Genomic DNA, 23,517 nt, shown 5'->3' with positions numbered 1-23,517 from the left:
AACAGTTGGAAAAGGAATGCAGCATAGTTTGTCCGTGATTCCCATCAGGCGGCCGGAAGAGCCGCAGCGGGGCAAGGCGTCGGCGGATCGGCTCCCGGACGGAGATTTGGAAGCATGTTTTCCCGACTGAAAGACCGGATATCGCTCCGGATCATCGTTTCGCTGTTTGCACTGTCGTGCACGCTGGCTTTCTGGGCCTCGCCATCGCAGGCGCAGGAATATACGGCCGACGAAATCGTCGAGTCCGGACACCGCTTCTTCGGCGCGACCTCCGGCGGACTGGCGAGCGTGGTCGAGCACATTTTCGCCTCCTACGGCCTGCCGAACGGCTATGTGCTGGGCGAGGAAGGTTCGGGTGCGATCGTCGGCGGCCTGACATACGGCGAAGGCACGCTCTATACGAAGAACGCCGGCGATCACAAAGTATTCTGGCAAGGGCCATCGCTTGGCTGGGATTTCGGCGGGCAGGGCTCGCGTTCGATGATCCTCGTCTACAATCTTGACGACGTGCCCAACCTTTACAACCGCTTCGCCGGTGTCGCCGGATCGGCCTACGTGATCGCCGGCCTCGGCTTCAACGTGTTGAAGAACGGCAATATCCTGCTCGTTCCGGTGCGCACCGGCGTCGGCGCCAGACTTGGCGTGAACGTCGGCTATCTGAAGCTGACCGAGCAGCCGACTTGGAATCCGTTCTGACCTGACTTTCCCCTCGCGCTTTTCACGGGGGGCACTTCTACGGGCGGCGTGTGCGCCGCCCTTCTGGTGTTCGGCGATCGGTTCGGCAGTGCATCCCCGTGCGGTGTGCCGGCATTAAATTCCCGAACTTTTCCACTACGGCACTGGATTTCGACCCGTACGGCGTGGCAAAAGCGGTTCCGGCCGGTATTTGCCCGCCGCGCGCGGAAGAAACATGCAATCCAGTCTTGTCTTCGTCCTCGGCTTCCTGTCAGCCGGCTTCATCGCCCTGATCGTCGCGCCAATGGTCTGGCGCCGCGCCGTTGCCCTGACGCGAAAGCGCATCGAGGCTTCCGTTCCGTTGACGCTGACCGAGATCCAGGCCGACAAGGACCGCATGCGCGCCGAATTCGCGATGGCGACGCGCCGTCTCGAAATCAACTTCAAGAATTTCCGCGAGAAGGCGGCGGCCCAGATCGTCGAGATAAACCGCAATCGCGAAGAGCTGAAGCAGCTCATGACCGAGCGCAACGAGCGGCACGAGGCGCTGACGCGGCTCGAGGCCCAGGCCGGCGAGATCCGTGCCGAGCTGCGGAGGCGCGAGGATGAGCTGCAGGTTTTGACCGAAAGGCTCGACCAGGCCGAGAATTTGCTGGAGCAGAGGGCGGCGGAGATCGAGAAACTCGGCCGTATGTACGACGACGCCAGCTTCACGGCCTCGAGCCGGCAGCTCGAACTCGTTGCCCGAGAGAACGAGATCGAGAAACTCAATCACGATTTGGCGACGCTGCGCAACGAGCGCCGCGACATAGACCGCCGCAACCAGGAGGTCACGGCCGAAAGCCGAGGCACGCGCGAGGCGCTGAAGGCGGAACAGGAGAGGGCGCTTGCACTCGAAGCGCGGATCGAGCGGCTGCTGTCGACGATCGCCGACCGCGACGAAAAGATCGACCGCAGCGAGCGCGAGGTGACCCGTATGCGCGACACGGTCAAGGCGAGCTCCGGCACGGAAGGCGAGTTGCAGGTTCAGATCGCCGCCCTCCAGGGGGAGAAGGCGAAGCTCGACAGCGAAAAGGCCGAACTTGCGGAGCAGCTTGCCGGCTTCGTCTCGGGCGCCAAGAACAAGGAACTTGAGAAGCTGATGGCCAAGGTGTCGGCCGATCGCGACCTCCTTGAGGAGCGCCTGAAGATACTGACGCGCGAGAATCGCAAGCTCAAGGTGGACGTCGCCGTGCATGAGCGCACGAAGTCCGAGGAATGGAGTGGAGAGCGGCGGCAGAGCGCGATGCTGCGCGAGCAGATGAACGAACTCGCGGCCGAAGTGGTCAAGCTCACCGCCGCGCTGGAGGGGCCGGACTCGCCGATCAACGCGGCGCTTGGCCCGCATGGCGAGGCCGACAACGATACCGGCAAGAAGATCTCAAGCCTCGCCGACAAGGTACGTGCGCTGCAGAAAGCCGCCGCCTCGAGCTAGCCCTATTTCCCTGACGTGAAGTGATGCAGCGCGATCGCCGAGGCGGCCGCGACGTTCAGGCTGTCGAAGCCTTCCGCCATGCCGATCCGGACGGTTTGGAGCCGAGACAACAGAGCGTCGGGCAGGCCGTCGCCTTCCGTGCCGAGATAGAGCGCCAGCCGGTCCGGCCGCGAGGCATTGCGGATGTCGGATGCGCCCGAGGGTGAAAGCGCGACCTGGCCGAAACCCGCCCTGTCGAGAAGCGCGGCGATAGAGCCGGCGTCGGCCGCAACGGCGAACGGGACCTTCAGCGCAGCGCCGACCGACACGCGGATCGCCTTGCGGTAAAGCGGGTCGCAGCACGTTTCGTCGAGCAGCACCGCGTCGGCGCCGAAGGCGGCGGCGTTGCGGAAAATCGCGCCGACATTGTCGTGGTTGGAGAGCCCTACCAGCACGATTACCAGTGCGCGCGGTGGCAGCAAAGCGATCAGCGTTTCGGGATCGTCGGCGTCGCGCTTTCGTCCAACCGCGAGGATGCCGCGGTGGATGTGGAAGCCGGCGATCTCGTCCATCACAGCCTGCGACGCCGAGTAGACCGGCATGGAAGGTGGCGCGAGCCGCAACGTGTCCGCGATGCCCACAAGCCTGTTCTCCAGGATAAGCACCGATTCCGCCTCGAAGCGTGCCGCCTGGAAAAGCACGTTGAGCACGACCTTGCCCTCGGCGATGAACCGGCCCTGCCGGCCGGCGAGATCGCGCTCGCGGATGGAAAGGTAAGGCGCGACGCGTGGATCGGCCGGATCGTCGATGCGGATGATTTCCACGCTCAGCCTTTTTTCGGCTTCCAGCGCGCCAGCAGCAGCGAGTTGGCGACCACCGAGACCGAGGAAAACGCCATCGCCGCCCCTGCGAGCACGGGTGACAGCATGCCTGAGGCCGCGAGCGGGATGCCGACCAGATTGTAGACGAAGGCCCAGCCGAGATTCTGGCGGATCGTGCGCTTCGTCCTGGAAGCGATGTCGAGCGCGGCGGAAACGAGGCGCAGATCGGGCCGCATCAGCGTGATGGGCGCGGCCTCCCGCGCCACATCCGTGCCGGACGAAAGAGCGATGCCGAGCCGGGCCGTTGCGAGCGCCGGGCCGTCATTCACGCCGTCACCGACGAAGGCAATGGCGGCGTCCGCTTCCGCGGCAAGCGACTTCAGCGCGGCAACTTTCTCCTCTGGCTGAAGCTGCGCACGGATATCGTCCACGCCAGCAGCGTCGCCGATGGTCTTGGCCGCAGCGTCGTTGTCACCGGTCAGCATCGCTGTCCGCAGCCCGCGGGCGTGGAGATCGGCAATGGCGGCAGCTGCTTCGGGACGGGGTTGGTCGGCGAAGCGCAGACCTCCGACAAGCTTGCCGGCGACAAGGATGAAGACGAGCGTTCCGTTGGCGCCAAGCTTCTGCGTGAGCGAAAAAATCTCGGCTTCCCCCGCGCCAAGGCTCTTCGCCAGCCGTTCGTTGCCGACCGCCACCGTCTCTATACCGACGACCCCGGACAGGCCCTGCCCGTAGATCGCTCGTACCTCCTTGGCGTCGGCGAATGCGATGCCTTCTGCCCGCGCGTAACCGACGAGCGCCTTGCCCAGGGGGTGCTCGCTTTTGGCCTCTACCGCGGCGGCGAGGGCAAGCATCGATGACGCATCGCCGTCGAGTGCGATTGCCGAGGCTGCGACCGGCCGGCCGGCCGTCAGGGTGCCGGTCTTGTCGAAGGCAACGATGCCGATTTCGCCGGCGCGTTCCAAGGTTTCGATGTCTCGGATCAGAATACCGGCGCGCGCCGCCGATCCCGTGCCTGCAACAAGCGCCGTCGGCGTCGCCAGGCCGAGCGCGCAGGGGCAGGCGATGACGAGGACCGCGATCATGGCTGCAAGCCCTTCGGCCGGATCGCCAAGCGCCAGCCACCAAACGAGAAAAGTCGCCGCCGCAACGACCAGGATGATCGGCACGAAGATCGCGGAGATGCGGTCGACCAGGCGCTGGATCGGCGCGCTGCCCGTCTGCGCTTCCTCGACTAGCCGCGCCATGCGGGCAAGCCTGGTGTCGTCGCCCACCCTGGTGACACGGACTTCCAGGGCTGCCTCGCCATTGATGGTTCCGGTCAGCACCGGATCGCCTTCGCCGCGCTCGACCGGCAGGCTCTCGCCGGTCACCAGCGCTTCGTCGACGGAGGAGCGGCCGCTGACGATGATGCCGTCGCAAGGGAAGCGACCACCAGGTCTTACCAGCACGACATCTCCCTTGCGCAGCGTTTCGACCGGCACTTTTCGTGCATTGCCGCCGGTCATCAGTTCGGCTTCCGCCGGCTGGAGCTTGCCCAACGCCGCAAGGGCAGCGCCGGCACCCCGCTTGGCGCGCGCTTCGAGATACTTGCCGAGCATGACGAGGGTCAGCACCACTGCCGCCGCCTCGAAATAGAGATGAGCGTGCGTATTTCCCCGGATCACCTCGATGAGCGATGCGAAAAACGCCACTGACGTGCCAAGCGATACCAGCACCGCCATATTGGCGCTGCCGCCGCGCACCGCGTTGAACGCCTCGCCGTAGAAGCGCGTTCCCGAGACAAGCATCACGCCCGCGGCAAGAGCCGCCTGCGTCCACGGCCCGATCCAGGCATGCCCCGTCCCGGCCATCATCGGCAGCGTTCCGACCACCAAGGCAAGCGACAGCAGCGCCGAAACGGCGAAGCGCAGCAATGTCTGCCGTTCCTCGGCCAGCCGCGCGGCCTCGCGTTGCGTATCCGCCTCGCGCCGACGGGCCTCGTCGGAACTGCGCAGCGTTGCGCCATAGCCTGCCTTCTCGACGGCCGCGATGAGCCTTTCGACGGTGACATCGCCGCTTAGCTCGATGTTGGCGCGCTCGAGCGCCAGGTTGACCTCGGCGTCCCCGACGCCGTCGACGCGCGACAGCGCCTTCGCCACGCGCGCCGAGCAGGCGGCGCAGGTCATGCCGGATATGTCGAGTGCGATGCGGCTCATGATTGGTCTGCGGGGTTGGCCCCGATGCGAGCTTCGTAGCCGGCTTCCTCGGCAGCCGACAAGAGTTTGGCCGGATCGATGCCGGCTTCCGCTTCGACCGAGGCGCGGCCCGCGCCGAGATCGACGGTGACCGCGGACACGGAGGGCACGGCCGCCAGCGCCCGGCGCACCGCGTTGGCGCAGCCCGAACAATGCATTCCGTCGATTATCAGTTCGATATTCATTTTGCTGTCCCTGTTCCGATTTTCACGGAGATAGGGGTTCCAGCCAATGGAAGGTCAAGGCTTCAGCAAAAATATGCCGGAGTCATGCCCCGCCGAAGATGCCGTCAAGTGTGCGCAGCACGCTTCTCACGGCATCGGAATTGCAGGAATAATAGATCATCTGCCGGTCGCGGCGTGTCTCCACGAGATCGAGACCGCGCAGCTTGGCGAGATGCTGCGACAGTGCCGATTGGCTGAGCGACACCCTGTCGGCGATTGTCCCGACCGTCATTTCGCCCTGGAGCAGATGGGCCAATATGGCCAGCCGCTTTTCGTTGCTTATTAGGGTCAGGAATTCCGCCGCGGCTTCGGCATTGTCCAGAAGTTTCGTCGAGACCATCCTTCCCCCACGCGTCGTATTCGTCCGTACGCCCAGGGCGGCACTTCCGAATTTCAAGGCAGATTTTCGTCGGAAACGACAGAGTCGCTCCTCAACTATATGCAACCTAGTGTAATGCTCTTGAATCTCAAGACGCCAAAATGCACGGCAGGAGCGAAACTTTACGTTTGTGCCTCGAGAGCCGCACGTGCCTCCTTCGCCATGTCGACCAACACCATGCGCATTTCGCTTGCATCGTTCAGCGGCGACGGGAAAAACACCCGCCGCGACTCATCGCCGGCCACAAGATCGAAGCCGTCGGCGTCAATGCCGGTCATCACCCAGCCGCCGCCGTCTGCCTTCGCGAAATAGCGCGCGTAATTGGCGATCGAATCGAGATGATCGTCGTTCATGTGGTCCACCGCCCGTTGCTCGGATGCGGCGAGTTCATCGACAACGGCGCCGCCGAGGATGAGGTCCTCGCGGGTCAGCAGATAAGCCTTGCCGAAGCCGCCGTTCAGGCTGGCCCGCTCGACCTCCAACCGGAAAAAGGAGAAGTCGCCAAGGCCGACATAAAGCTTGGCCTTGGGATTGCGGTTGAGGTAGCGCCGCTCGGCGCGGGCGCGCTCGGGCGTTCCTGGTTCGAGCTTGGCGGCATGGCAGACCAGCGTGACGCGCGAATGGGCGAGGGGATCGCCCTTTCCGGGTTCGCCGACCAGCAGCGAGCAGCGGGGGTCGGCGAGGATCGACTTTGTATGGGCCGAGAGTTGCGAAACGAGGATCAGGGGAGTGCCGTCGGCGTCCGTCGCAACGCCGACCCGGCTTGCCAGCGGCGCGCCGGTGCCTGGCTCGATGACCGCGAGAGCGCCGAAACGGGCCGTGCGCATCAGCGTCTTTGCGAGCCTGATCGCCTCGGCGTCCGTTTCGCGGATCACGTCCTTGGGCTTGTCGTCCATGTTCCGCGCCAAAGTGGATGTTGATGCTCCAGTATTGCGTGACCCGCTCCGCGGTACAAGAGCCAATGTGGCGCGTGTCGATGCGGCAAGCAACGCGTTTTCCGAGCTATGGCTGGACCAGGCCTCCGTCCAGGACCTTCGCGTGATCGGCATGGCAGACCTCGCCTTTGAAGCGCGCGACGGCGCCGGGTTCGATCTCCACCGCCAAGATGCGGTCGAGATCGACCGGCCGCGGCATCGAGACCTGACCCCGCGGGACCCGCACGAAGCCAAGTGGGCCGTAGTAGGCTTCGTCGCCGACGAGAATCACGGCAGCGGCGCCGGCCTTTTCAGCGGCCTCCAGCGCGACGGCGACAAGCCGGCGGCCGATGCCGAGATTCTTGAAGGCGGGACGCACGGCCAGCGGCCCGAGCAGCAGGGCGCGGCCTTCGCCGGCGGCGATGCGGGTCATGCGCACCGAGGCGATCACGCAGCCCCTATGGACAGCGACGAAGGACAACTCCCGCTCGTGCGGGCCGCCCTCGCGGATCTTGTAGGCCGCGCGCGCGAAGCGTCCCGGACCGAAGGCTTCTTCATTGATGTGTTCGATTTCGGCGTCATGCGCCGGCGTTTCCGGCAGATATGTCACGTCGGCGGGGTTCATGGTCTCGTCCGGTCGAAGAGGAAGGAGTGCCGCGAAGGCGCGGCGGGCCATCGGCGCCGTCAGGCGCGGGCTTCCATTCGTCGTCGGGTGATCCGGATCATGAGCATGGCGCGCCCGCTAACATCATTTCGGCAGCGCGTCTACGGCTTTCAGCCAATTTCGCGCGATACGGGGTAATGCGTTTCGGAGACGGATAGTCACAAACAATGCACCTGTCGGCTTCAGGCGCGCCGCACTAGATAGTGGCCGGCAAGCAAGGAAGGACAGGCCATGGGACTCCTGGTCGAAGGCAAATGGGTCGACCGCTGGTACGACACGAAAGACTCCGGCGGGGCGTTCGTGCGACAGGATGCCAAATGGCGCGACTGGGTCACCGCCGACGGGAGGCCGGCGGAAGGGCGCAAACGCGGCTTCAAGGCCGAGCCGGGCCGCTATCATCTCTATGTCTCGCTCGCCTGCCCGTGGGCGCACCGGACGCTGATCTTCCGCAAGCTGAAGAAGCTCAAGGATATCATCTCGGTCTCGATCGTGCATCATTACATGGGCAAGGACGGCTGGACGTTTCTTGTGGAGGACGGCGCCACCGGCGACACGCTGTACGGCCTCGATTTCCTGCACCAGATCTACACCAAGGCCGATCCCGCCTACACGGGTCGGGTGACCGTGCCGGTTTTGTGGGACAGGAAGGAAGAGACGATCGTCTCCAACGAGTCGTCCGAGATCATCCGCATGCTGAACTCGGCCTTCGACGCATGGGGAGATGCATCGCTCGACTTCTATCCCGAGCCTCTGCGCGGCGAAATCGACCGGGTCAACGCGCTCGTCTACCCCGCGATCAACAACGGCGTCTATCGGGCTGGCTTCGCGACGACCCAGGAAGCCTATGAGGCGGCGTTCAGGCAGCTCTTCGCCGCCCTCGGCCAGATCGAAGAGCGCCTGTCAACGCAGCGTTATCTCGTCGGGGATCGCCTCACCGAGGCCGACTGGCGGCTGTTCACGACGCTGGCACGCTTCGATCCCGTCTATGTCGGGCACTTCAAATGCAATCTGAAGCGGATCGCCGACTGCCCCAACCTGTCGAACTACCTGCGCGACCTCTACCAGGTGCCGGGCGTATCCGAGACGGTCAATCTGCACCACATCAAGTCGCATTATTATGGCAGCCACGCGACGATCAATCCGACGCGCATCGTGCCGCTCGGACCCGAGATCGACTATTCGGCGCCGCATAACCGTGCGCGGCTGGCAGAAGCGGCTTGACTACCAGTCCGGCGAAACCGGAGCGTTGCCGAAGATTTCGGCGATGCGCCGGTGGGTGGCCGGCGTCGTTCCTTCCGGCAGCCGGTCGAGCGGGAAGAACCCTGCTGCCGCGATCTCCCGGTCGGGCAGTTTCGGCGCCGCTTGGCGATAGCTCTGGATCAGATAGAACGCGACATGGTCGCGCCGGCTGGCGAGCCGATTGAAATGAATCGATTTCAGCACCGGAGATCCGGAAATCTCTATGCAGCCTTCCTCCAGCAACTCGCGCTCGAGCGCCTCGATCGCCGTTTCGCCGACCTCCACGCCCCCGCCGGGCAATTGCCACCCAGGCACGTAGGTGTGCCGGATGAGGAACACGGAATTTTGATCGGCATCATGCACCAGCCCGCGCACGCCGAAAGTCATCGGGCGTTTCAGCCGGAAATAGAGGTGAAAAAGTCTGGCGCGCAGGCCGGGCCAGTTCGTCTGACGAAATCGGTCGTCGTCGGATTGCCTCACGCGGCGCTCTCCGGGTGGAAAGCGCTTGCCGCGTATCCTACAAAGGCCTGATGTTCAGGCTCGCCCATATTTCCGACGTCCATCTCGGTCCTTTGCCCGATGTAACCTATCGGGACCTCGCGTCCAAGCGCATGGTCGGCTACGTCAACTGGCAGCGCAACCGCCGCCATATCATGCATGACGGCGTGCTCGGCTCGATCACGGACGACATCAAGGCGGCCGGCGTCGACCACCTCGCCGTCACCGGCGACCTCGTCAACCTGGCTCTCGACGGCGAGATCGAGTTTGCGAAGCTGTGGCTGGAGACGCTGGGACCTGCCGAGGACGTGTCGGTCGTTCCAGGAAATCACGACGCCTATGTGCCCGGCGCCTTCGACAAGGCCTGCCGCTGGTGGGGTGCCTGGATGACCGGCGACGGCCAGAACGCGCCGGCCGACCGCCACGCATTCCCCTATATGCGGATAAGGGACAATGTGGCGCTCATCGGCGTTTCCTCGGCACGCGCCACGGCCCCCTTCATGGCGAACGGATTTTTTCGAGAGGACCAGTCGCATCGGCTGGGCGCGCTGCTCGACAAGGCCGCGAAACAGGGCCTGTTCCGGATCGTGATGATCCACCATCCGCCGGTTCGCGGGGCGGTGGCCCAGCACAAGCGGCTGTTCGGCATCGGCAATTTTCAGAAGACTATCTCGCGCCACGGCGCCGAACTCGTCCTGCACGGGCATTCGCACGAGCCGACGCTTTACTGGATCGGCGGCAAGGGCAAGCACACCGTGCCGGTCGTCGGCGTCGCTGCCGGCGGACAATCCGTCGGCGGCGCGCATACGGCGGCGCAATGGAACCTGCTCGAAATCTCCGGCGAGCCGCAAGCATGGTCATTGCACCTGACACGCCGCGGCCTGTCAGGCCCAACCCTGCCGGTCGGCGAACTATCCCGCGGCGTTCTTCTCGGGCAACCTGACGCCGCTGGGTGGATCACTGCCGGACAGTCGAGCTAGGCGTCGGCCGAATCTGTCAGGGCGTCGGCCCGAAGGCTGCAATCAGCCGGTCCCAGAGCGCCATCGCGGAAGCGATGAGGCCGACCAGCGCGCCCGCCGCGACCAGGCCGAGCCCCGACAGGAACGCAGGCCAGCCGCCGCGCCGGACCACCGTCGACTCCTCCGTCCCCCGCCTTTCCAGGCCGGGTATGGCCGGCTCGGCGACGCCCTCCATCATGCGCTCGCGCTCGATCAGCCGTTCGGCGACATAACGCGCCACCTGATCGGCCACGGGCTTGATCGCCGTGCCCTCCGCCAGCACAACGCGGCCGGCGCGCGTGTCCTTCACGAAACGGTAGGTCCGGCGGTCGCGCGCCATGGCGACATGGCTGACCGCGTCGATCCAGAGGCGCGGCTGCAGGCCCGACGAGATGGTGAAGTCGAAAAGGTCGATGTCGGTCGGCACCTGGGCAAAGAGGGGTGCGACTTCCGCAGCCATGAGTTCCAGCCTGGTGCGGCTCGCCTCGCGCAGTTCCACGACGACGTCGTCGCGGTCGGCGGCCGCGTTCTTGACCTCTCGGATGACGTCGGCAAGCCGCCGCGCCTGGGCGGCGGAATCCTGATTCTCGGCCTTGTCGGTCATCGCGGTCTGCCCGGCGAGCGTGGTTAACAAACCGCTAACATAGACTTTTTTCGGCAAAAGGCTCAAGCGGCGCGACGCGCCGCTTGAATCTCGGCTTGGCCGCTACCTGGCGTCGAGGATGCGGTTGGCGGCCGACACCACGGCTTCGAGCGAAGCGGCGACGATGTTTGTGTTGATGCCGGCGCCGAACTTCACGCCGCCGGGATGCTCCATCTCCATGTAGCAGATCGCGGCCGCGTTCGAGCCGTGCTGGATCGAATGCTCGGAATAGTCGCGCACGGACAGCTCGGTTCCGAGATGGCGTGACAGCGCATCGACGAAGCCGTCGATCGGCCCGTTGCCGCCGCCCTTGATGACAAGCTCCTTGCCTTTGTCGAGAATGGTCGCCTCGATGATCCTGCGCCCTTTCACGGCTGCATCCGGAAAGCTCTGGTGGTCGAGGAACTTCAGCCGGCCGTTGGGCTGGTCGACATAGATCTCGCGAAAGCGTTCGTAGATCCGTTTCGAGGAAAGTTCCTTGCCTTCGGCGTCGGTGATCGCCTGGATTTCCTTCGAGAATTCGATCTGCAGACTGCGCGGCAGGTTGAGCCCGTAGTCGGCCTGGAGGACATAGGCGATGCCGCCTTTGCCCGACTGCGAATTGATGCGGATGATCGCCTCATAGGTGCGGCCCACGTCCTGGGGGTCAATCGGCAGATAGGGTACTTCCCAGAGCGGCTTGTTGGCCGTCTTGATCGCCTTCATGCCCTTGTTGATGGCGTCCTGGTGCGAGCCGGAAAAGGCCGTGTAGACCAGCTCGCCGACATAGGGGTGGCGCTCCGGGATGCGCAACTGGTTCGAATATTCGTAAACGTCCTTCATCCTGGGGATGTCGGAGCAGTCGAGCTTCGGGTCCACCCCTTGCGTGAACATGTTCAGCGCCAGCGTCACGATGTCGACATTGCCGGTGCGCTCCCCATTGCCGAACAGCGTGCCCTCGACGCGGTCGGCGCCCGCCATCAGGCCGAGCTCGGTCGCGGCGACGCCGGTGCCGCGGTCGTTGTGCGGGTGGAGCGAGATGATCAGGTTCTCGCGATTGTCGAGCTGACGGCACATCCATTCGATCTGGTCGGCATAGATGTTGGGCGTCGACATCTCGACGGTCGCCGGCAGGTTGATGATCAGCTTGTTGTCCGGCGTCGGCCGCACGATCTCGGTGACGGCGTTGCAGATCTCCAGTGCGACCTCGAGCTCGGTTCCCGTGAAGCTTTCAGGCGAATACTGGAAGCGATAGCCGCCGCCGGCCTTCGCGGCCATGTCGGTTATCATCTTCGCCGCATCGGTGGCGATCTGCTTGATGCCGGCCACATCCTTGCCGAAGACGACCCGGCGCTGCAATTCGCTGGTCGAATTGTAGAAGTGCACGATCGGGTTCTTCGCGCCTTCGAGTGACTCGAAGGTGCGGCTGATCAGTTCCGGCCGGCACTGCACCAGCACCTGCAGCGAAACATCGTCAGGCACGCCGCCTTCCTCGATCGCCCAGCGGGCGAAGTCGAAATCGGTTTGCGAGGCCGACGGAAAGCCGATCTCGATTTCCCTGAAGCCCATGTCGAGCAGCAGGCGGAACATGCGCGCCTTGCGCTCGTGGCCCATCGGGTCGATGAGCGCCTGGTTTCCGTCGCGCAGGTCGACGGAGCACCAGATCGGCGCTTTTTCGATGCGCTTGGACGGCCATGTGCGGTCGTCCAATCCGACGAAGGGGTAGGGTTCATATTTGCGGGCCGCGTCGGGCATGCCCTTGGCGGCGGAAGTTTGCGTCTTTGCGTCCATCTTGTCTGCTCCCGGCGGCTTGCTGCTGATCAGCGCAGGCGACGCCTAACAATTTGTTGATACCGGCATTGGGACTGGCAAAGGAGCTTGGCGGCGCGGGGCGGCACGATCGACCGCCGGGCGCTCCTTCAGCGGACCCGGCGATCGCCGATAAGGCCGAGAAGCAGCAGAGCCGAGGAGAGCGCGCGAAAGGTCTCAGCCGCGAAAGCGGGCTGGCTGGATTTTGCCGAAACCGGGGCTATGGCCGGGCGCGTGAACATGACGGGTCTCATACAGCAGCGGCCTTTGGGTGGCAAGGGCGCGCTCAATCCCTGACCCACCGCGATACCAGCCGCGCCAATGACGGTCCGAACGCCAGCACGAAGAGCAGGCGCGCGCTTTGCAGCGCCATGACGAAGGAGAGGTCGACGTCGTTCGAAGCCGCAGCGATGATTGCGACGGAGTCGAGCCCGCCCGGGCTGGTCGCCAGATAGGCGGTCAGCGGGTCGATGCCGAGTTCGTAGCTGATCAGCATGGCGAGCCCGCCGCAGAAGGCCATCAGGGCCAGGATCGAGCCGACGATCTGGGGCAGGGCGCGCACTGCATGGCGCAATATGCCGCTGGTGAAATTCAGTCCGATCGCCCAACCGATCAGCACGTAGGAAATCGCAAGCAGCCATTGCGGAAGCTGGAGCGGAACGCCGAAGCCGAGATGCAGGATCGAGCCGAGGATGACCGCGCCGAGGAAATAGGGCGAAGGGAGCCTCGCCAGCCGCCCAAGATAACCGCCGAAGACGGCGATGGCGACCGTCGCGCCGAAGGCCGTCCAGTCGATCGACGGAAACCAGACCGCCGGCGCGTATTCGACGCCCGACGTGTCGACCCAAAGCCTTGCGATGAGGGCCGCCGCGATCGAGACCATGATGACGCGCAGGTATTGCATGAAGGCGACGAGCCGCTGATCCGCTCCGAATGCGCCGGCCATCAGCACCATTGCCGTGGCGCCTCCCGGCGCCGAGCCCCAGACCGCCGTCGTTCCGGGCAGGCCCTTGAAGCGGCTGATGAACCAGCCAAGAAAGCTCGACGCGGAAAGCGTCGCCAGGACGACGCCTGTAAACAACGGCCAGTCGTCCAGGAAGGTGGCGAAGATCGCGGGCGAGATCGAGCCGGCGATCAGGCAGCCGACGACCGCCTGGCCTGCGGCGAAGCCGAGCGGCGGCACGCGCACGGTAGCGCCGTTGGTGCCGGCAACGATGGCCGCAAGCATCGGTCCGATGAGCAGCGCGGCGGGCAGGCTGGCGATCTCCAGCGCTCCCGCAAACAGCATCGAAACCACCAGCAGGGCCATCCACTGGATCGCCACATGCCATGTTTCGAGGCGCTGGGGAGGAGGGGCGGGGGCAGGAGATTCCATGACCGGTCATAGACCCGGATCGCCGGGAATGTCAGCCCATTGTCGTGGAAATTACGTGCCGGCGGGAATGTTGGCGTCAGGCAAACGGCACCGCGCTCGTTCCCGGCGGCAGCTTGGCCTCGTGGTCCGGCTCGACATGGATGGTGATGCGCACGCTCGGAATCTCGGCCTTCAGCGCCTCTTCAATGCGGTCGCAAATGACGTGGCTCTCGCGCACGCTCATGTCGCCGTCGACGATCAGGTGGAACTCGATGAAGGTAGCGCGGCCGGCGATGCGCGTCTTCAGGTCGTGGACCTCGAGCGCGCCCCTGGAGTTGGCCGAGATGATGTCGCGGATGCGGAAATGCTCGTCCTTGTCGACGGCTCGGTCCATAAGGCCTTGCACGGACGAGCCGATGACATGCCAGCCCTGCCAGAGGATGTTGAGAGCGACGATGACCGCGAGCGCCGGGTCGAGGATACTCCAGCCGGTCAACACGGCCGCAATCAGGCCGGCGACGACACCGACCGACGTGACGACATCGGTCATGATGTGGCGGCCGTCGGCCACCAGCGCCGGCGAACGCTCGGCGCGCCCGGTGCGGATCAGAAGCTGCGCCCACAGCAGGTTGATCACCGACGCGACGCAGTTGATCGCAAGGCCCGTCCAGGGCTCGTCAAGATTCACCGGACCATTCCAGGCGCGTGCGACCTCGACGAGGATCAGCAGCGCCGCGACGACGATCAGCACGCCCTCCAGCACCGCCGAGAAATACTCCGCCTTGTGGTGGCCGAAGGGGTGATCCTGGTCGGCCGGCGTGTGGCTGACGCGGATCGCCCAGAAGGCCGCCAGCGCCGCGATCACGTTGACGGTCGATTCCAGCGCGTCGGAATAGAGTGCCACGGAGCCGGTCAGCCACCACGCGACCGCCTTCAGGCCGAGCACGACGAAGGCGACGACGATGGTCCAGAAGGCGAGCCGCGCGACCTTCTGCTTGGACGCGGCCGAGGCGGTGACGGCTTTCAAATCAGGCAGCCTTCACCTTCGCCTTGCGCGGCAAATGGGCGACGACGTTCTCGATCATGCGCATGCCGGCGTTCTGGCCGAGCGTCATGATCGATTCCGGATGGAACTGGACGGCCGCGATCGGCTCCTTGCGATGCTCGAATGCCATGATGATGCCATCCTCGGTCTCGGCGGTGACGATGAAATCGTCAGGCAGGCGTACGGGATCGGCGAAGATCGAATGATAGCGGCCGACGGTCACTTCCTTGGGCAGGCCCGAAAAAATCACGCCGGGCTTCGACACGCGGATGCGCGACGGCTTGCCGTGCATGGGGATGTGAAGCTGCCGAAGCTCGCCGCCGTAGGCTTCCGCAAGCGCCTGCAGGCCGAGACAGACGCCGAAGATCGGAAGGTCGCGCGCCCGCGACTTCCTGATGGTGGCGGCGCAGTCGAAATCCTTGGGCATGCCGGGTCCCGGCGACAGCACGACGAGATCGGGCTTCAAGCGGTCGAACACCTCGTCGGCGACCGGCGAGCGCACCGTCGAGACGTTGGCGCCGGTCTGCCGGAAATAGTTCGCCAACGTGTGGACGAAGCTGTCCTCGTGGTCGACGAGCAGTATGTTGACGCCGTCGCCGACCTTCGAGGGCAGGCGTTCGGCGGAGGCCGCATTGCCGGCCTTGGCATCGCGGATGGCGGAGAGCATGGCGGATGCCTTCAGTTCGGTTTCTGCTTCTTCTTCCTCGGGCACGCTGTCGAACAGCAGGGTCGCGCCGGCGCGCACTTCGGCGATGCCGTCCTTGACGCGGATCGTCCTCAGCGTCAGCCCCGTGTTCAGGTCGCCGTTGAAATGCACCATGCCGATCGCCCCGCCATACCAGGCGCGGGGGCTCTTTTCGTTCTGCTCGATGAAACGCATGGCCCACAGTTTCGGCGCGCCGGTGACGGTGACCGCCCAGGCGTGGCTGAGGAACGCATCGAATGCGTCCATGCCCTCGCGCAGCCGCCCTTCGATATGGTCGACCGTGTGGATGAGGCGCGAATACATCTCGATCTGGCGGCGACCGATGACGCGCACCGAACCCGGCTCGCAAACGCGGCTCTTGTCGTTGCGGTCGACGTCCGAACACATGGTGAGTTCGGACTCGTCCTTCTTGGAGTTGAGCAGCTTCAGGATCTGCTCCGAATCCGAGATCGCGTCGTCGCCACGCTTGATCGTGCCTGATATCGGGCAGGTCTCGACGCGGCGGCCGTTGACGCGCACGAACATCTCGGGCGAGGCGCCGATCAGATATTCGCCTTCGCCGAGATTGATGAAAAAAGAATAGGGCGACGGGTTGATGATCTTCAGCTTGCGCGAGATCTCCGAGGGCGGCGTCTCGCAGCGTTCGTAGAACATCTGGCCGGGCACCACCTCGAACAGGTCGCCGCGGCGGAAACTCTCCATCGCCTTGGTGACCAGCTTGGCATATTCGCCTGATACGTGGTCGCCGCGCGGCGGGATGCGGTCGGACGGCTTGAAGGGCTTCACCTCGCCGTCGCGCGGCAGGCCTTCGGTGGAAAAGCCGTTGCCGGAATAGTCGTAGCGGTCGTGCCAAGCCTTGGCCTGGTGATGGTCGACGACGAGAATCTCGTCGGGCAGATAAAGCACGAGGTCGCGCTGGCTCTCGGCACGCTTCAGCGAATAGTCGACGGGGTCGAACTGGAAGGCGAGGTCGTAGCCGAAGGCGCCGTAGAGGCCGAGATTGGCGTCCTGTTCGCTGCGGAACAGCGCCGTGATGGCGCGCAGAACGGTGAATACGGACGGGACGCGCGAGCGCTCCTCCTCGGTGAAGACGCGGCCGGGTTCGGCGACCGTGAGAGCCAGCCGCTGCTTCGATGTCTGGGTGAGCGTCACTTCCTTGAGCGCCGAGACCGCCTTGCCGATGATCGGCAGCAGGATCTCGCCTCGGCCGTTCAGCGCCTCGATGCGCATGGCGCGGCCGCGTGCGGAGATGACGACGGGAGGATCGATGATCGCCGTATCCCAGCGGGTGTAGCGGCCGGGATATTCGTAGTTCGAGGAAAAGACCGCGCCGCGCCTGCCGTTCAGCCCGTCGAGATAGGCCTCGATGGCGCCGGCATAGGGCGTGTCGTGCCGTTCGCGGGTGATGGTCACGCCGCCGGCGGTGACGAATTTTTCCGCCCCGTTCTCAAGCACTTCGATGCTCATTTCCCCGTCTCCGTTTTCCTGTGCGGGACCCGGAAAGCACTTGAAAAACAAATGGCCGCCCGGATTTTCCGTTGCGGCCACCAAATTCCACGCGCACGCGTCTTCAGGCCGCGGTCAGCAGGCCCACCACCAATTCATCGCGTCCGAAAGCTTGGTCATGGCAACCTCCATAGCGGCGAACGCCGGGGCGCGCAACCGGATTCATCCGCCGTCAATCCTCAAGCGCGCCCTGCTTTGCCTTGGCGCTCGGCGCCTCGCCGATGAGCTTGACGATGTCGTCGCCGGCGCGGCCCGAGCGGTGTACGACGCGGGTGAGAATGTAGCCCGCCTGGGGCGCGTGGATGTCGATCGCGCCGTCCTCCGCGCCCGGCGTGTGGACGATGGTGGCAAGCCTGGCGCCCTTGCGGACGCGCTGGCCGGGCTCGACATGGAACAGGATCGCGCCGGCCCGCGGCATCGATATCAGTTCGACATTGGCGATGGGCGCGGCAATGCCGGTGAACTTTCGCGGCTTTGCCGCTTTCTCGTCGGCGATGACGCCGCGCGTGGCGAGCAGGCGGTAGATGCCCTCGGCATCCGACTTGGCGTAGTTGTCATAGACGTCGGCCAGCCCGCGATATTCGACCGTGGTGACGACGCGGCGGTCGAGCCCCGCCTTTTCTCTGGGAAGCCGCAGCCAGGGGTGGATTGCGGCCTCCTCGAAGGCCGCGCCCGAAGCGCCTTCCCACAAGATCACCGCATCGACGCCCATCGCCGCGGCGCAATCCTGCATGGCCGGCCAAAGCACCGAGGGTACGTAGAGGTAAGGCACGCTCTCGTCGTCGCAATGCAGGTCGAGCACGATGTCGTGGCCGACCGACAGCTCGACCAGCCGCCGCTTCAGCCTGATGTCGACGGTGGCGGCAAGGGTTGCCGGGGGCAGGGCGCTTGCGTCCGGCCGGTCGAGCAGCGGGAAGTCGCGGTTGAAGTTGGTGCGGGTGCCCAGGTGGAAGCGGCCCTGCACCTCGCCGAAATGATACTGCGCGCGTCCGACCGGATTGGCTGCGGGAACGATGGTGATGTCGCCGAGGATGCGGCCTTCGGCCTCCGCCGCGCGCAGCTTCGGCATCAGCGCGTGGATGGCGACGACGCCCGGCAGTTCGCCGGCATGGAGCGCCGCCTGGATATAGGCGGTCGGCGTCTTCCTGGACGAGCCCTTGAAGCGGAACACGGTGAGCTCATAGGACACGCCCTCGGTGTCGCCCGGCAGCTTCTCGATCGTCGTTTTCATGGGAGTCTCCTGTGCGGCGGCGAAGATGCCTTGGGCGAGGGGTAGCTGGCAATGGGCCAAGCTCCATCGTCGCCACGCGGATTCCTTTCGCTCGCGGGCTCGGCCTTCCGCTGGAGGGCGTGCTTCACCGTTGCCACGCCCGGCAATCGCCGTCTGGCTTCTGTCAAAGAGCGCTCCCTGCCACGGAGGGAGAAGTCGGGAAGCGGGGCACGGGGCCGAGCCTCTCAATAATTTAGTACGTGGCGCAGCTTCCGCGCCCCGCCAGCGTTCTTGCCCCGGCGGAGGACGGGGCCGTTGCCCTTGGTCTCCGTCAGGGCCCGGACCTGGGGGTTCATCACCCAGCCGCGCTACCGTTTTGCGCGACCGATCCGGCGCCGTCCCCTCCACGCTCATCCGGTTCATGACCCGTGTTCCCGCGAGGGCGATGGCCTGAGTATCGCGCAAGCGGCAAGGGCGTGAGGAAACCGGGTCATTTATTCTTTCACAAACGAGTGAAATCAATGGTTTGGCGCGAATGCCCATCCACGTTTCGGCGGCCGCTTGACCAACCCATATCCCGGCGGTTATACGTTAATCGATAGCTGACGGGTTATTGATCCCATGCCTGATGCCCACGATGTGCTCTTCAGAACGCTCGCCGATCCGACGCGGCGGGCCATCTTCGAACGGCTGTGCCGCGACGGAGCGCAGACGGTCGGGGCGCTGACGGCCCGGGCCGGGGTGTCGCAGCCCGCGGTCTCGAAACACCTCGGGATCCTGAAGCTGGCCGGGCTGGTGCTTGATCGCCACGAAGGCCGGCAAACCCACTACAGCGCGAGACGCGGCGCGCTGGCCCCGCTGGTCGACTGGACAAAGGAGATGGCCGGGTTCTGGGAGAAAAAATTCGACGAGCTGGAAGACCTGCTGACAAGGATGGACCAATGAACGGAACTACGGCCGACACGCTCTGCGTCGTTGTCGAACGCGAGCTGGCTCATCCGCCGGAAAAGATCTGGCGTGCGCTCACGCAATCGCCGCTGATCGAGGAGTGGCTGATGAAGAACGATTTCAAGCCGGAGGCGGGTCACCGTTTCAAGCTCAGCGCGGACTGGGGCGCCGTGGGCGGGCAGGTCCAGACGGTCGAGCAGAACAAAACGCTGATCTACACGTGGGATACCAAGGATCTCAGAAGCGTCGTCACCTGGACGCTCTTCCCCACCGATACCGGGACCCGCCTGCGGATGGAGCAGACCGGCTTCCGGCCGGACCAGCAGCCCTACTTCAGGGGTGCCAAGGCGGGATGGCCGAGGTTTCTGGATGCCCTGGAAGAGGTGCTGGCGCGGCTGGACTGAAGCTTCCGGCAAACCCCAACCCATTCCGTGAGAGACGCGGGCGCGTCCCGCCTTCCCATTCGTTGAATCGAGAGGCAGTCATGAACATCCTCCTGTGGGTTCTACAAATCTTTCTCGCCCTGCATACCGCCATCGGCGCGGTCTGGAAATTCTCCAATTCCGAGCAGACGGTTCCTTCGCTCTCCGCGATTCCGCACGGAGCCTGGCTGGCATTGAGCGTCATCGAGCTTGCCTGCGTCGTCGGCCTGGTCATCCCGGCGTTCTACAAGCCGCTCGCGGTGCTCGCCCCTCTCGCGGCAATCGTCATAGCAGCCATCATGCTGCTCTATTGCGTGCTGCATCTCCTCTCCGGGGATCCCATCCACGGCCAGTTGGTCTATTGGCTTGTCGTAGCTGCCGTATGCGCGTTCATCGCCTATGGCAGGCTTGTGCTGAGGCCGATCTGAGGAGTCGACGATGGCAGGCAAAACCAAGCCGAAGCCCGTCCTCCTGTCGGGCGGCAACCCGCAGATCGCCAAGAGTTATGGCGACGAGCCGGTGCAGGCCTATATCGCGGCGATGCCCGGCTGGAAGAGCGAGGTCGGCCGGAGGCTGGACGCGATCATTTCGCGCAGCGTGCCCGGCGTGAAGAAGGCGGTGAAGTGGAACTCGCCCTTCTACGGCGTCGAGGAGGGGGTCTGGTTCCTGAGCTTCCACGTCTTCGCGAAATACATCAAGGTGGCGTTTTTCCGCGGCGCGCAGTTGGAACCCGTTCCGCCGGTTGCATCCAAGCACAAGGACGTGCGCTATTTCCACATTCACGAGGGCGACGAGCTGGACGAGAAGCAGTTCGTGGATTGGGTAAAGCAGGCGAGCAAATTGCCGGGCGAGAAGATGTGAGGGGGCGGCGCAAGGGAAACCCCTTGCGCCGGATCGAGGTATCCCACTCCCACAAACTCCGCACTGGGAGGCGCTATGAAAGAGGTCGCTAGGGTCCTCAATCGTCCGTTGCATCAGGGGTAGATGGGTCGACCGGTTGTTCGCTTTCGCGGATTCGCTTCAGATACTTCTCGGTGAAATCGATGCGCAACTCGATGAAAAGCGGTAGGTGGTCAGACATCTGCCAACTGCGCCATTCCTCGGCAAAATACGTCTTTCGTTTAGCTGCGCTAGCCGGCCATTTTCCGTTCGCCTTTCCAAGCGGATAATACGTCTCGGCCTCCCCCTCGGTGTAAACGGCCTTGTAGTAGTTGAGCACACCTGCGTTGTTTTGGCTCTGCCCTAGCTCCAGTTCGTCCTTGCGGACCAGAAACGCAATTTGGTCATAATGCTTGTTGCCGCCCATGTTGCTGACCCAGCGCAATTCGTCATTGTCCAACGTCAAGTCGGCTGGCAGGACAAATTTGTGCCGCCTAAGTGCTTTCATCGTTTTGTCGTCCGGCCTGACGATGTTCATGTCGCCGAGCAGGATATAGTTTTGCCCATCGGCATCGGCTCGCTTCTTAAGGAACTTGGCGATCGAGTCGATCTCGGCAACGCGACGGTCGTATCCTTCACCCGAGATGTCGCCGTAGTATAAGTGAACGGTGCAGAGATTGAACTTGAACCAGCCAGATTGAAACCGAACGAGGAAAGGGCTGCGTGCGAACTGGTGGTCACCTTCGACCAAAGACGATTTGGGAAGGACAATTTCGCCTGCGATGTGCTTGAACTGGACTTTGTTCGAGTCGAATAGGAATACCATCCGCTCGCCGTTTCCGGATGGCCCTTCGGTGATGTCGGTAGCGACGTACCGCCACGACGGTCCAAGTAGTTCCATCACCCTCTCGAACGGCCGCATGTCCTCGTTGACTTCCTGGAGCGCGACCAGATCGAAGGCTGAAATTACCTCGGCGATGTAATGGAATGACTCGGCCAGACGCGGTCCCTGACCGAATTTGTTCGAGTCGAAATCACGCACGTTCCAGGTAGCCAGCAGGAGGGTGTCGGACGCTGTCCGGCGTGGCACTGTCAGTGCGATATGCTTCCGCAATGCGGCGATATGATCAATCGCTCTTTCGCGGTCATCTGCTTTCCAACGCTTCAACCGCCAGTACATCGGCATGATGCATCTCCAAGTTGGCAAACGATTGGCAGGAGCCTATTTGCGTATTTGGATCGGGGGGATAAGCTTACTTCACGAAAACCGCTCAATGCACTCCAAGCTTACCGATCTTTGGCGGTCAACTGAATTTAGTCAAGAGCCATTCACCGTGATTTCTACTTATATCTACAGTATTCTGGGACGCGGGCGGATAATATGAATGTAACAGGAATCACGAAAAGCGGCGGCAGTTGGAAGGACCCCTCTCCCGCCACCTTGATCGACGCGAAGATCGCAGCCCTCACTGACTGGCGCGGCGAGGTGCTCGCGAAGGTGCGGAAGCTCATCCGGGAGGCCGATCCTGGGATTGTCGAGACGGTGAAGTGGCGCAAGCCCTCGAACCCGTCGGGCCTTCCGGTTTGGGAGCGTGACGGCATCGTCTGCACCGGCGAGACCTACAAGGACAAGGTGAAGCTGACGTTCGACAAGGGCGCCTTGCTGGACGACCCGACCTGGCTGTTCAACGCCGGCCTCGACGGGAACCGGCGGCGGGCGATCGATATCTTCGAGGGGGATAAGGTCGACGCAAAGGCGCTGACGGCGCTGGTGCGGGCGGCGGTGAAGGTGAATTTGGGGAAGAAGCGGAAGTAGGGGAGCGGCATTTCAGGATTTGGGTTCCTCGCCCCTGCGAAGCGGGGGAGAGGTGCCGAGCGTAGCGAGGCGGTGAGGGGGCATTTGCGAAGAAGGCGCAGCTTGGATGGAGTTTAGGAGAGCCCCCCTCACCGTCTCGGTCCTTCGGACCGATCCACCTCTCCCCCGCTTCGCGGGGGCGAGGAAACGCTAGTCGCGGAGGAAACTCTACTCCTTCACCGCGCCGGTCATCGACGAGACGTAGTGCTCGACGAAGAAGGAATAGAGGATGACGACCGGCAGCGAGCCGATCAGCGCGCCGGCCATCAGCGCGCCCCATTCGTAGACGTCGGAGCGGACGAGCTCGGTCAAGACGCCGACCGGAACGGTCTTGTTCTCCGACGACTGGATGAAGGTCAGCGCGTAGATGAATTCGTTCCAGGACAGCGTGAAGGCGAAGATGCCGGCCGAGATGAGGCCGGGCACCGAGAGCGGCAGGATGATCTTGGTCAGGATCTGCCAGCGGCTGGCGCCGTCGATCAGCGCGCATTCCTCGAGCTCGAAGGGGATGGAGCGGAAATAGCCCATCAGCAGCCATGTGCAGAAGGGCACGAGGAAGGTCGGGTAGGTGAGGATGAGCGCGAACGGCGTATCGTAGAGGCCGAGCTTGAACACCATCACCGACAGCGGGATGAAGAGGATCGAGGGCGGCACGAGATAGGCGAGGAAGATCGCCAGCCCGACCTGGCGCGAGCCGGAGAAGCGCAGGCGCTCGATGGCGTAGGCGGCGAAGACGGCGGCGAAGAGCGACAGCGCGGTAGAGGCCGTCGAGATCAGGATCGTGTTCCACAGCCAGCCCGGATAGGAGGTGTCGAACAGCAGATAGCGGAAGTGCTCGAGCGTCGGGCCGATCACCCAGAACGGGCTGAAATCGTTGAAGTTGGTCATCTGCTCGTTCGGCTTCACCGACGTGATCGCCATCCAGTAGAACGGGAAGAGCAGCACGATGACGAAGACCAGCAGCGGCACGTAGATGGTGACGACGCGGCGCGGCAGGCTCTGCAGATAGCCCATGCCGCCTTCGTCACCGGCGGTTTGTTTGTTGTCGGTGAGCGCCAT

General features: G+C 64.0%; 24 protein-coding genes. 9 read left to right on the top strand and 15 right to left on the bottom strand.

What is annotated here, in order from left to right; genetic code table 11:
* Positions 1 to 114 precede the first annotated feature (114 nt).
* Positions 115 to 696 carry an EipA family protein gene (locus ABLE71_RS20430; protein WP_348785321.1) on the top strand — a complete coding sequence of 194 codons (582 nt, stop codon included), beginning with the start codon at positions 115 to 117 and terminating at the stop codon, positions 694 to 696.
* A gap of 214 nt (positions 697 to 910) precedes the next feature.
* Positions 911 to 2,149, top strand: coding sequence for a hypothetical protein (locus ABLE71_RS20425; RefSeq protein WP_348785320.1), 1,239 nt, complete (start codon positions 911 to 913; stop codon positions 2,147 to 2,149).
* Between the two features lie 2 nt (positions 2,150 to 2,151).
* Here ABLE71_RS20425 and ABLE71_RS20420 read toward each other — a convergent pair whose 3' ends face one another.
* The 6 genes from ABLE71_RS20420 to ABLE71_RS20395 all read right to left on the bottom strand — a co-directional run bounded on the left by ABLE71_RS20420 (position 2,152) and on the right by ABLE71_RS20395 (position 7,328).
* Positions 2,152 to 2,952 (bottom strand): RNA methyltransferase, encoded by an 801-nt coding sequence (locus ABLE71_RS20420; RefSeq protein WP_348785319.1) that lies wholly within the window; start codon positions 2,950 to 2,952, stop codon positions 2,152 to 2,154.
* A 2-nt stretch (positions 2,953 to 2,954) separates the two neighbouring features.
* On the bottom strand, positions 2,955 to 5,147 hold the full coding sequence (locus ABLE71_RS20415; protein WP_348785318.1) for a heavy metal translocating P-type ATPase: 2,193 nt from the start codon (positions 5,145 to 5,147) through the stop codon (positions 2,955 to 2,957).
* Positions 5,144 to 5,371, bottom strand: a complete 228-nt coding sequence (locus ABLE71_RS20410) for a heavy metal-associated domain-containing protein (RefSeq protein WP_348785317.1) — start codon at positions 5,369 to 5,371, stop codon at positions 5,144 to 5,146. Before ABLE71_RS20410 ends, ABLE71_RS20415 begins: the two co-directional genes overlap by 4 nt.
* Before the next feature lie 82 nt (positions 5,372 to 5,453).
* Positions 5,454 to 5,750 (bottom strand): metalloregulator ArsR/SmtB family transcription factor, encoded by a 297-nt coding sequence (locus ABLE71_RS20405; protein ID WP_348785316.1) that lies wholly within the window; start codon positions 5,748 to 5,750, stop codon positions 5,454 to 5,456.
* 161 nt (positions 5,751 to 5,911) lie between these two features.
* Complete coding sequence (locus ABLE71_RS20400; protein WP_348785315.1) at positions 5,912 to 6,685, bottom strand: HugZ family protein; 774 nt, start codon at positions 6,683 to 6,685, stop codon at positions 5,912 to 5,914.
* A 106-nt stretch (positions 6,686 to 6,791) separates the two neighbouring features.
* The gene (locus ABLE71_RS20395; protein ID WP_348785314.1) at positions 6,792 to 7,328 is read right to left on the bottom strand and encodes an N-acetyltransferase; all 537 of its coding nucleotides are present in this window, start codon (positions 7,326 to 7,328) and stop codon (positions 6,792 to 6,794) included.
* Between the two features lie 270 nt (positions 7,329 to 7,598).
* Here ABLE71_RS20395 and ABLE71_RS20390 point away from each other — a divergent pair, with 270 nt between their 5' ends.
* A complete protein-coding gene (locus tag ABLE71_RS20390) occupies positions 7,599 to 8,588 on the top strand; it encodes a glutathione S-transferase family protein (protein ID WP_348785313.1) in 990 nt (329 codons plus the stop codon).
* Here the strand turns inward: ABLE71_RS20390 and ABLE71_RS20385 are convergent, their stop codons facing one another.
* Complete coding sequence (locus ABLE71_RS20385) at positions 8,589 to 9,086, bottom strand: NUDIX domain-containing protein (protein WP_348785312.1); 498 nt, start codon at positions 9,084 to 9,086, stop codon at positions 8,589 to 8,591.
* Positions 9,087 to 9,136: 50 nt separating this feature from the next.
* Here ABLE71_RS20385 and ABLE71_RS20380 point away from each other — a divergent pair, with 50 nt between their 5' ends.
* The gene (locus tag ABLE71_RS20380; protein ID WP_348785589.1) at positions 9,137 to 10,084 is read left to right on the top strand and encodes a metallophosphoesterase; all 948 of its coding nucleotides are present in this window, start codon (positions 9,137 to 9,139) and stop codon (positions 10,082 to 10,084) included.
* Between the two features lie 16 nt (positions 10,085 to 10,100).
* Here ABLE71_RS20380 and ABLE71_RS20375 read toward each other — a convergent pair whose 3' ends face one another.
* The 6 genes from ABLE71_RS20375 to ABLE71_RS20350 form a co-directional block, all read right to left on the bottom strand.
* On the bottom strand, positions 10,101 to 10,706 hold the full coding sequence (locus tag ABLE71_RS20375) for a hypothetical protein (RefSeq protein ID WP_348785311.1): 606 nt from the start codon (positions 10,704 to 10,706) through the stop codon (positions 10,101 to 10,103).
* 102 nt (positions 10,707 to 10,808) lie between these two features.
* Entirely contained in the window at positions 10,809 to 12,479 is a 1,671-nt protein-coding gene (leuA, locus tag ABLE71_RS20370) for a 2-isopropylmalate synthase (protein WP_348785588.1), read from the bottom strand.
* Between the two features lie 340 nt (positions 12,480 to 12,819).
* Positions 12,820 to 13,908, bottom strand: a complete 1,089-nt coding sequence (locus ABLE71_RS20365) for an AbrB family transcriptional regulator (RefSeq protein ID WP_348785310.1) — start codon at positions 13,906 to 13,908, stop codon at positions 12,820 to 12,822.
* Positions 13,909 to 13,984: 76 nt separating this feature from the next.
* A complete protein-coding gene (locus ABLE71_RS20360) occupies positions 13,985 to 14,914 on the bottom strand; it encodes a cation diffusion facilitator family transporter (protein WP_348785309.1) in 930 nt (309 codons plus the stop codon).
* Position 14,915: 1 nt separating this feature from the next.
* Positions 14,916 to 17,105, bottom strand: a complete 2,190-nt coding sequence (locus ABLE71_RS20355) for an anthranilate synthase (protein WP_348785308.1) — start codon at positions 17,103 to 17,105, stop codon at positions 14,916 to 14,918.
* A gap of 211 nt (positions 17,106 to 17,316) precedes the next feature.
* Positions 17,317 to 18,375, bottom strand: a complete 1,059-nt coding sequence (locus ABLE71_RS20350; RefSeq protein WP_348785307.1) for a succinylglutamate desuccinylase/aspartoacylase family protein — start codon at positions 18,373 to 18,375, stop codon at positions 17,317 to 17,319.
* A 600-nt stretch (positions 18,376 to 18,975) separates the two neighbouring features.
* On the opposite strand from ABLE71_RS20350, the gene ABLE71_RS20345 reads away from it, so the two are divergent.
* The 4 genes from ABLE71_RS20345 to ABLE71_RS20330 all read left to right on the top strand — a co-directional run bounded on the left by ABLE71_RS20345 (position 18,976) and on the right by ABLE71_RS20330 (position 20,585).
* Entirely contained in the window at positions 18,976 to 19,299 is a 324-nt protein-coding gene (locus ABLE71_RS20345; protein WP_348785306.1) for a metalloregulator ArsR/SmtB family transcription factor, read from the top strand.
* Positions 19,296 to 19,706, top strand: coding sequence for an SRPBCC domain-containing protein (locus ABLE71_RS20340; protein WP_348785305.1), 411 nt, complete (start codon positions 19,296 to 19,298; stop codon positions 19,704 to 19,706). The genes ABLE71_RS20345 and ABLE71_RS20340 overlap by 4 nt, the downstream gene beginning before the upstream one ends.
* A gap of 80 nt (positions 19,707 to 19,786) precedes the next feature.
* Entirely contained in the window at positions 19,787 to 20,152 is a 366-nt protein-coding gene (locus ABLE71_RS20335) for a DoxX family protein (RefSeq protein ID WP_348785304.1), read from the top strand.
* Between the two features lie 10 nt (positions 20,153 to 20,162).
* On the top strand, positions 20,163 to 20,585 hold the full coding sequence (locus tag ABLE71_RS20330; RefSeq protein ID WP_348785303.1) for a DUF1801 domain-containing protein: 423 nt from the start codon (positions 20,163 to 20,165) through the stop codon (positions 20,583 to 20,585).
* A 97-nt stretch (positions 20,586 to 20,682) separates the two neighbouring features.
* Here the strand turns inward: ABLE71_RS20330 and ABLE71_RS20325 are convergent, their stop codons facing one another.
* Entirely contained in the window at positions 20,683 to 21,789 is a 1,107-nt protein-coding gene (locus ABLE71_RS20325; RefSeq protein ID WP_348785302.1) for an endonuclease/exonuclease/phosphatase family protein, read from the bottom strand.
* A 195-nt stretch (positions 21,790 to 21,984) separates the two neighbouring features.
* On the opposite strand from ABLE71_RS20325, the gene ABLE71_RS20320 reads away from it, so the two are divergent.
* Positions 21,985 to 22,419, top strand: coding sequence for a DUF1801 domain-containing protein (locus ABLE71_RS20320; protein ID WP_348785301.1), 435 nt, complete (start codon positions 21,985 to 21,987; stop codon positions 22,417 to 22,419).
* Positions 22,420 to 22,626: 207 nt separating this feature from the next.
* On the opposite strand, the gene ABLE71_RS20315 is transcribed toward ABLE71_RS20320, so the two are convergent.
* Entirely contained in the window at positions 22,627 to 23,517 is an 891-nt protein-coding gene (locus ABLE71_RS20315; RefSeq protein ID WP_348785300.1) for a carbohydrate ABC transporter permease, read from the bottom strand.

This window comes from Mesorhizobium sp. KR9-304 (assembly GCF_040049215.1).
Taxonomy (GTDB): domain Bacteria; phylum Pseudomonadota; class Alphaproteobacteria; order Rhizobiales; family Rhizobiaceae; genus Mesorhizobium_K.
The sequence above is the reverse complement of the archived record's forward strand: the minus strand, read 5'-3'. Positions and strand labels throughout refer to the sequence as shown.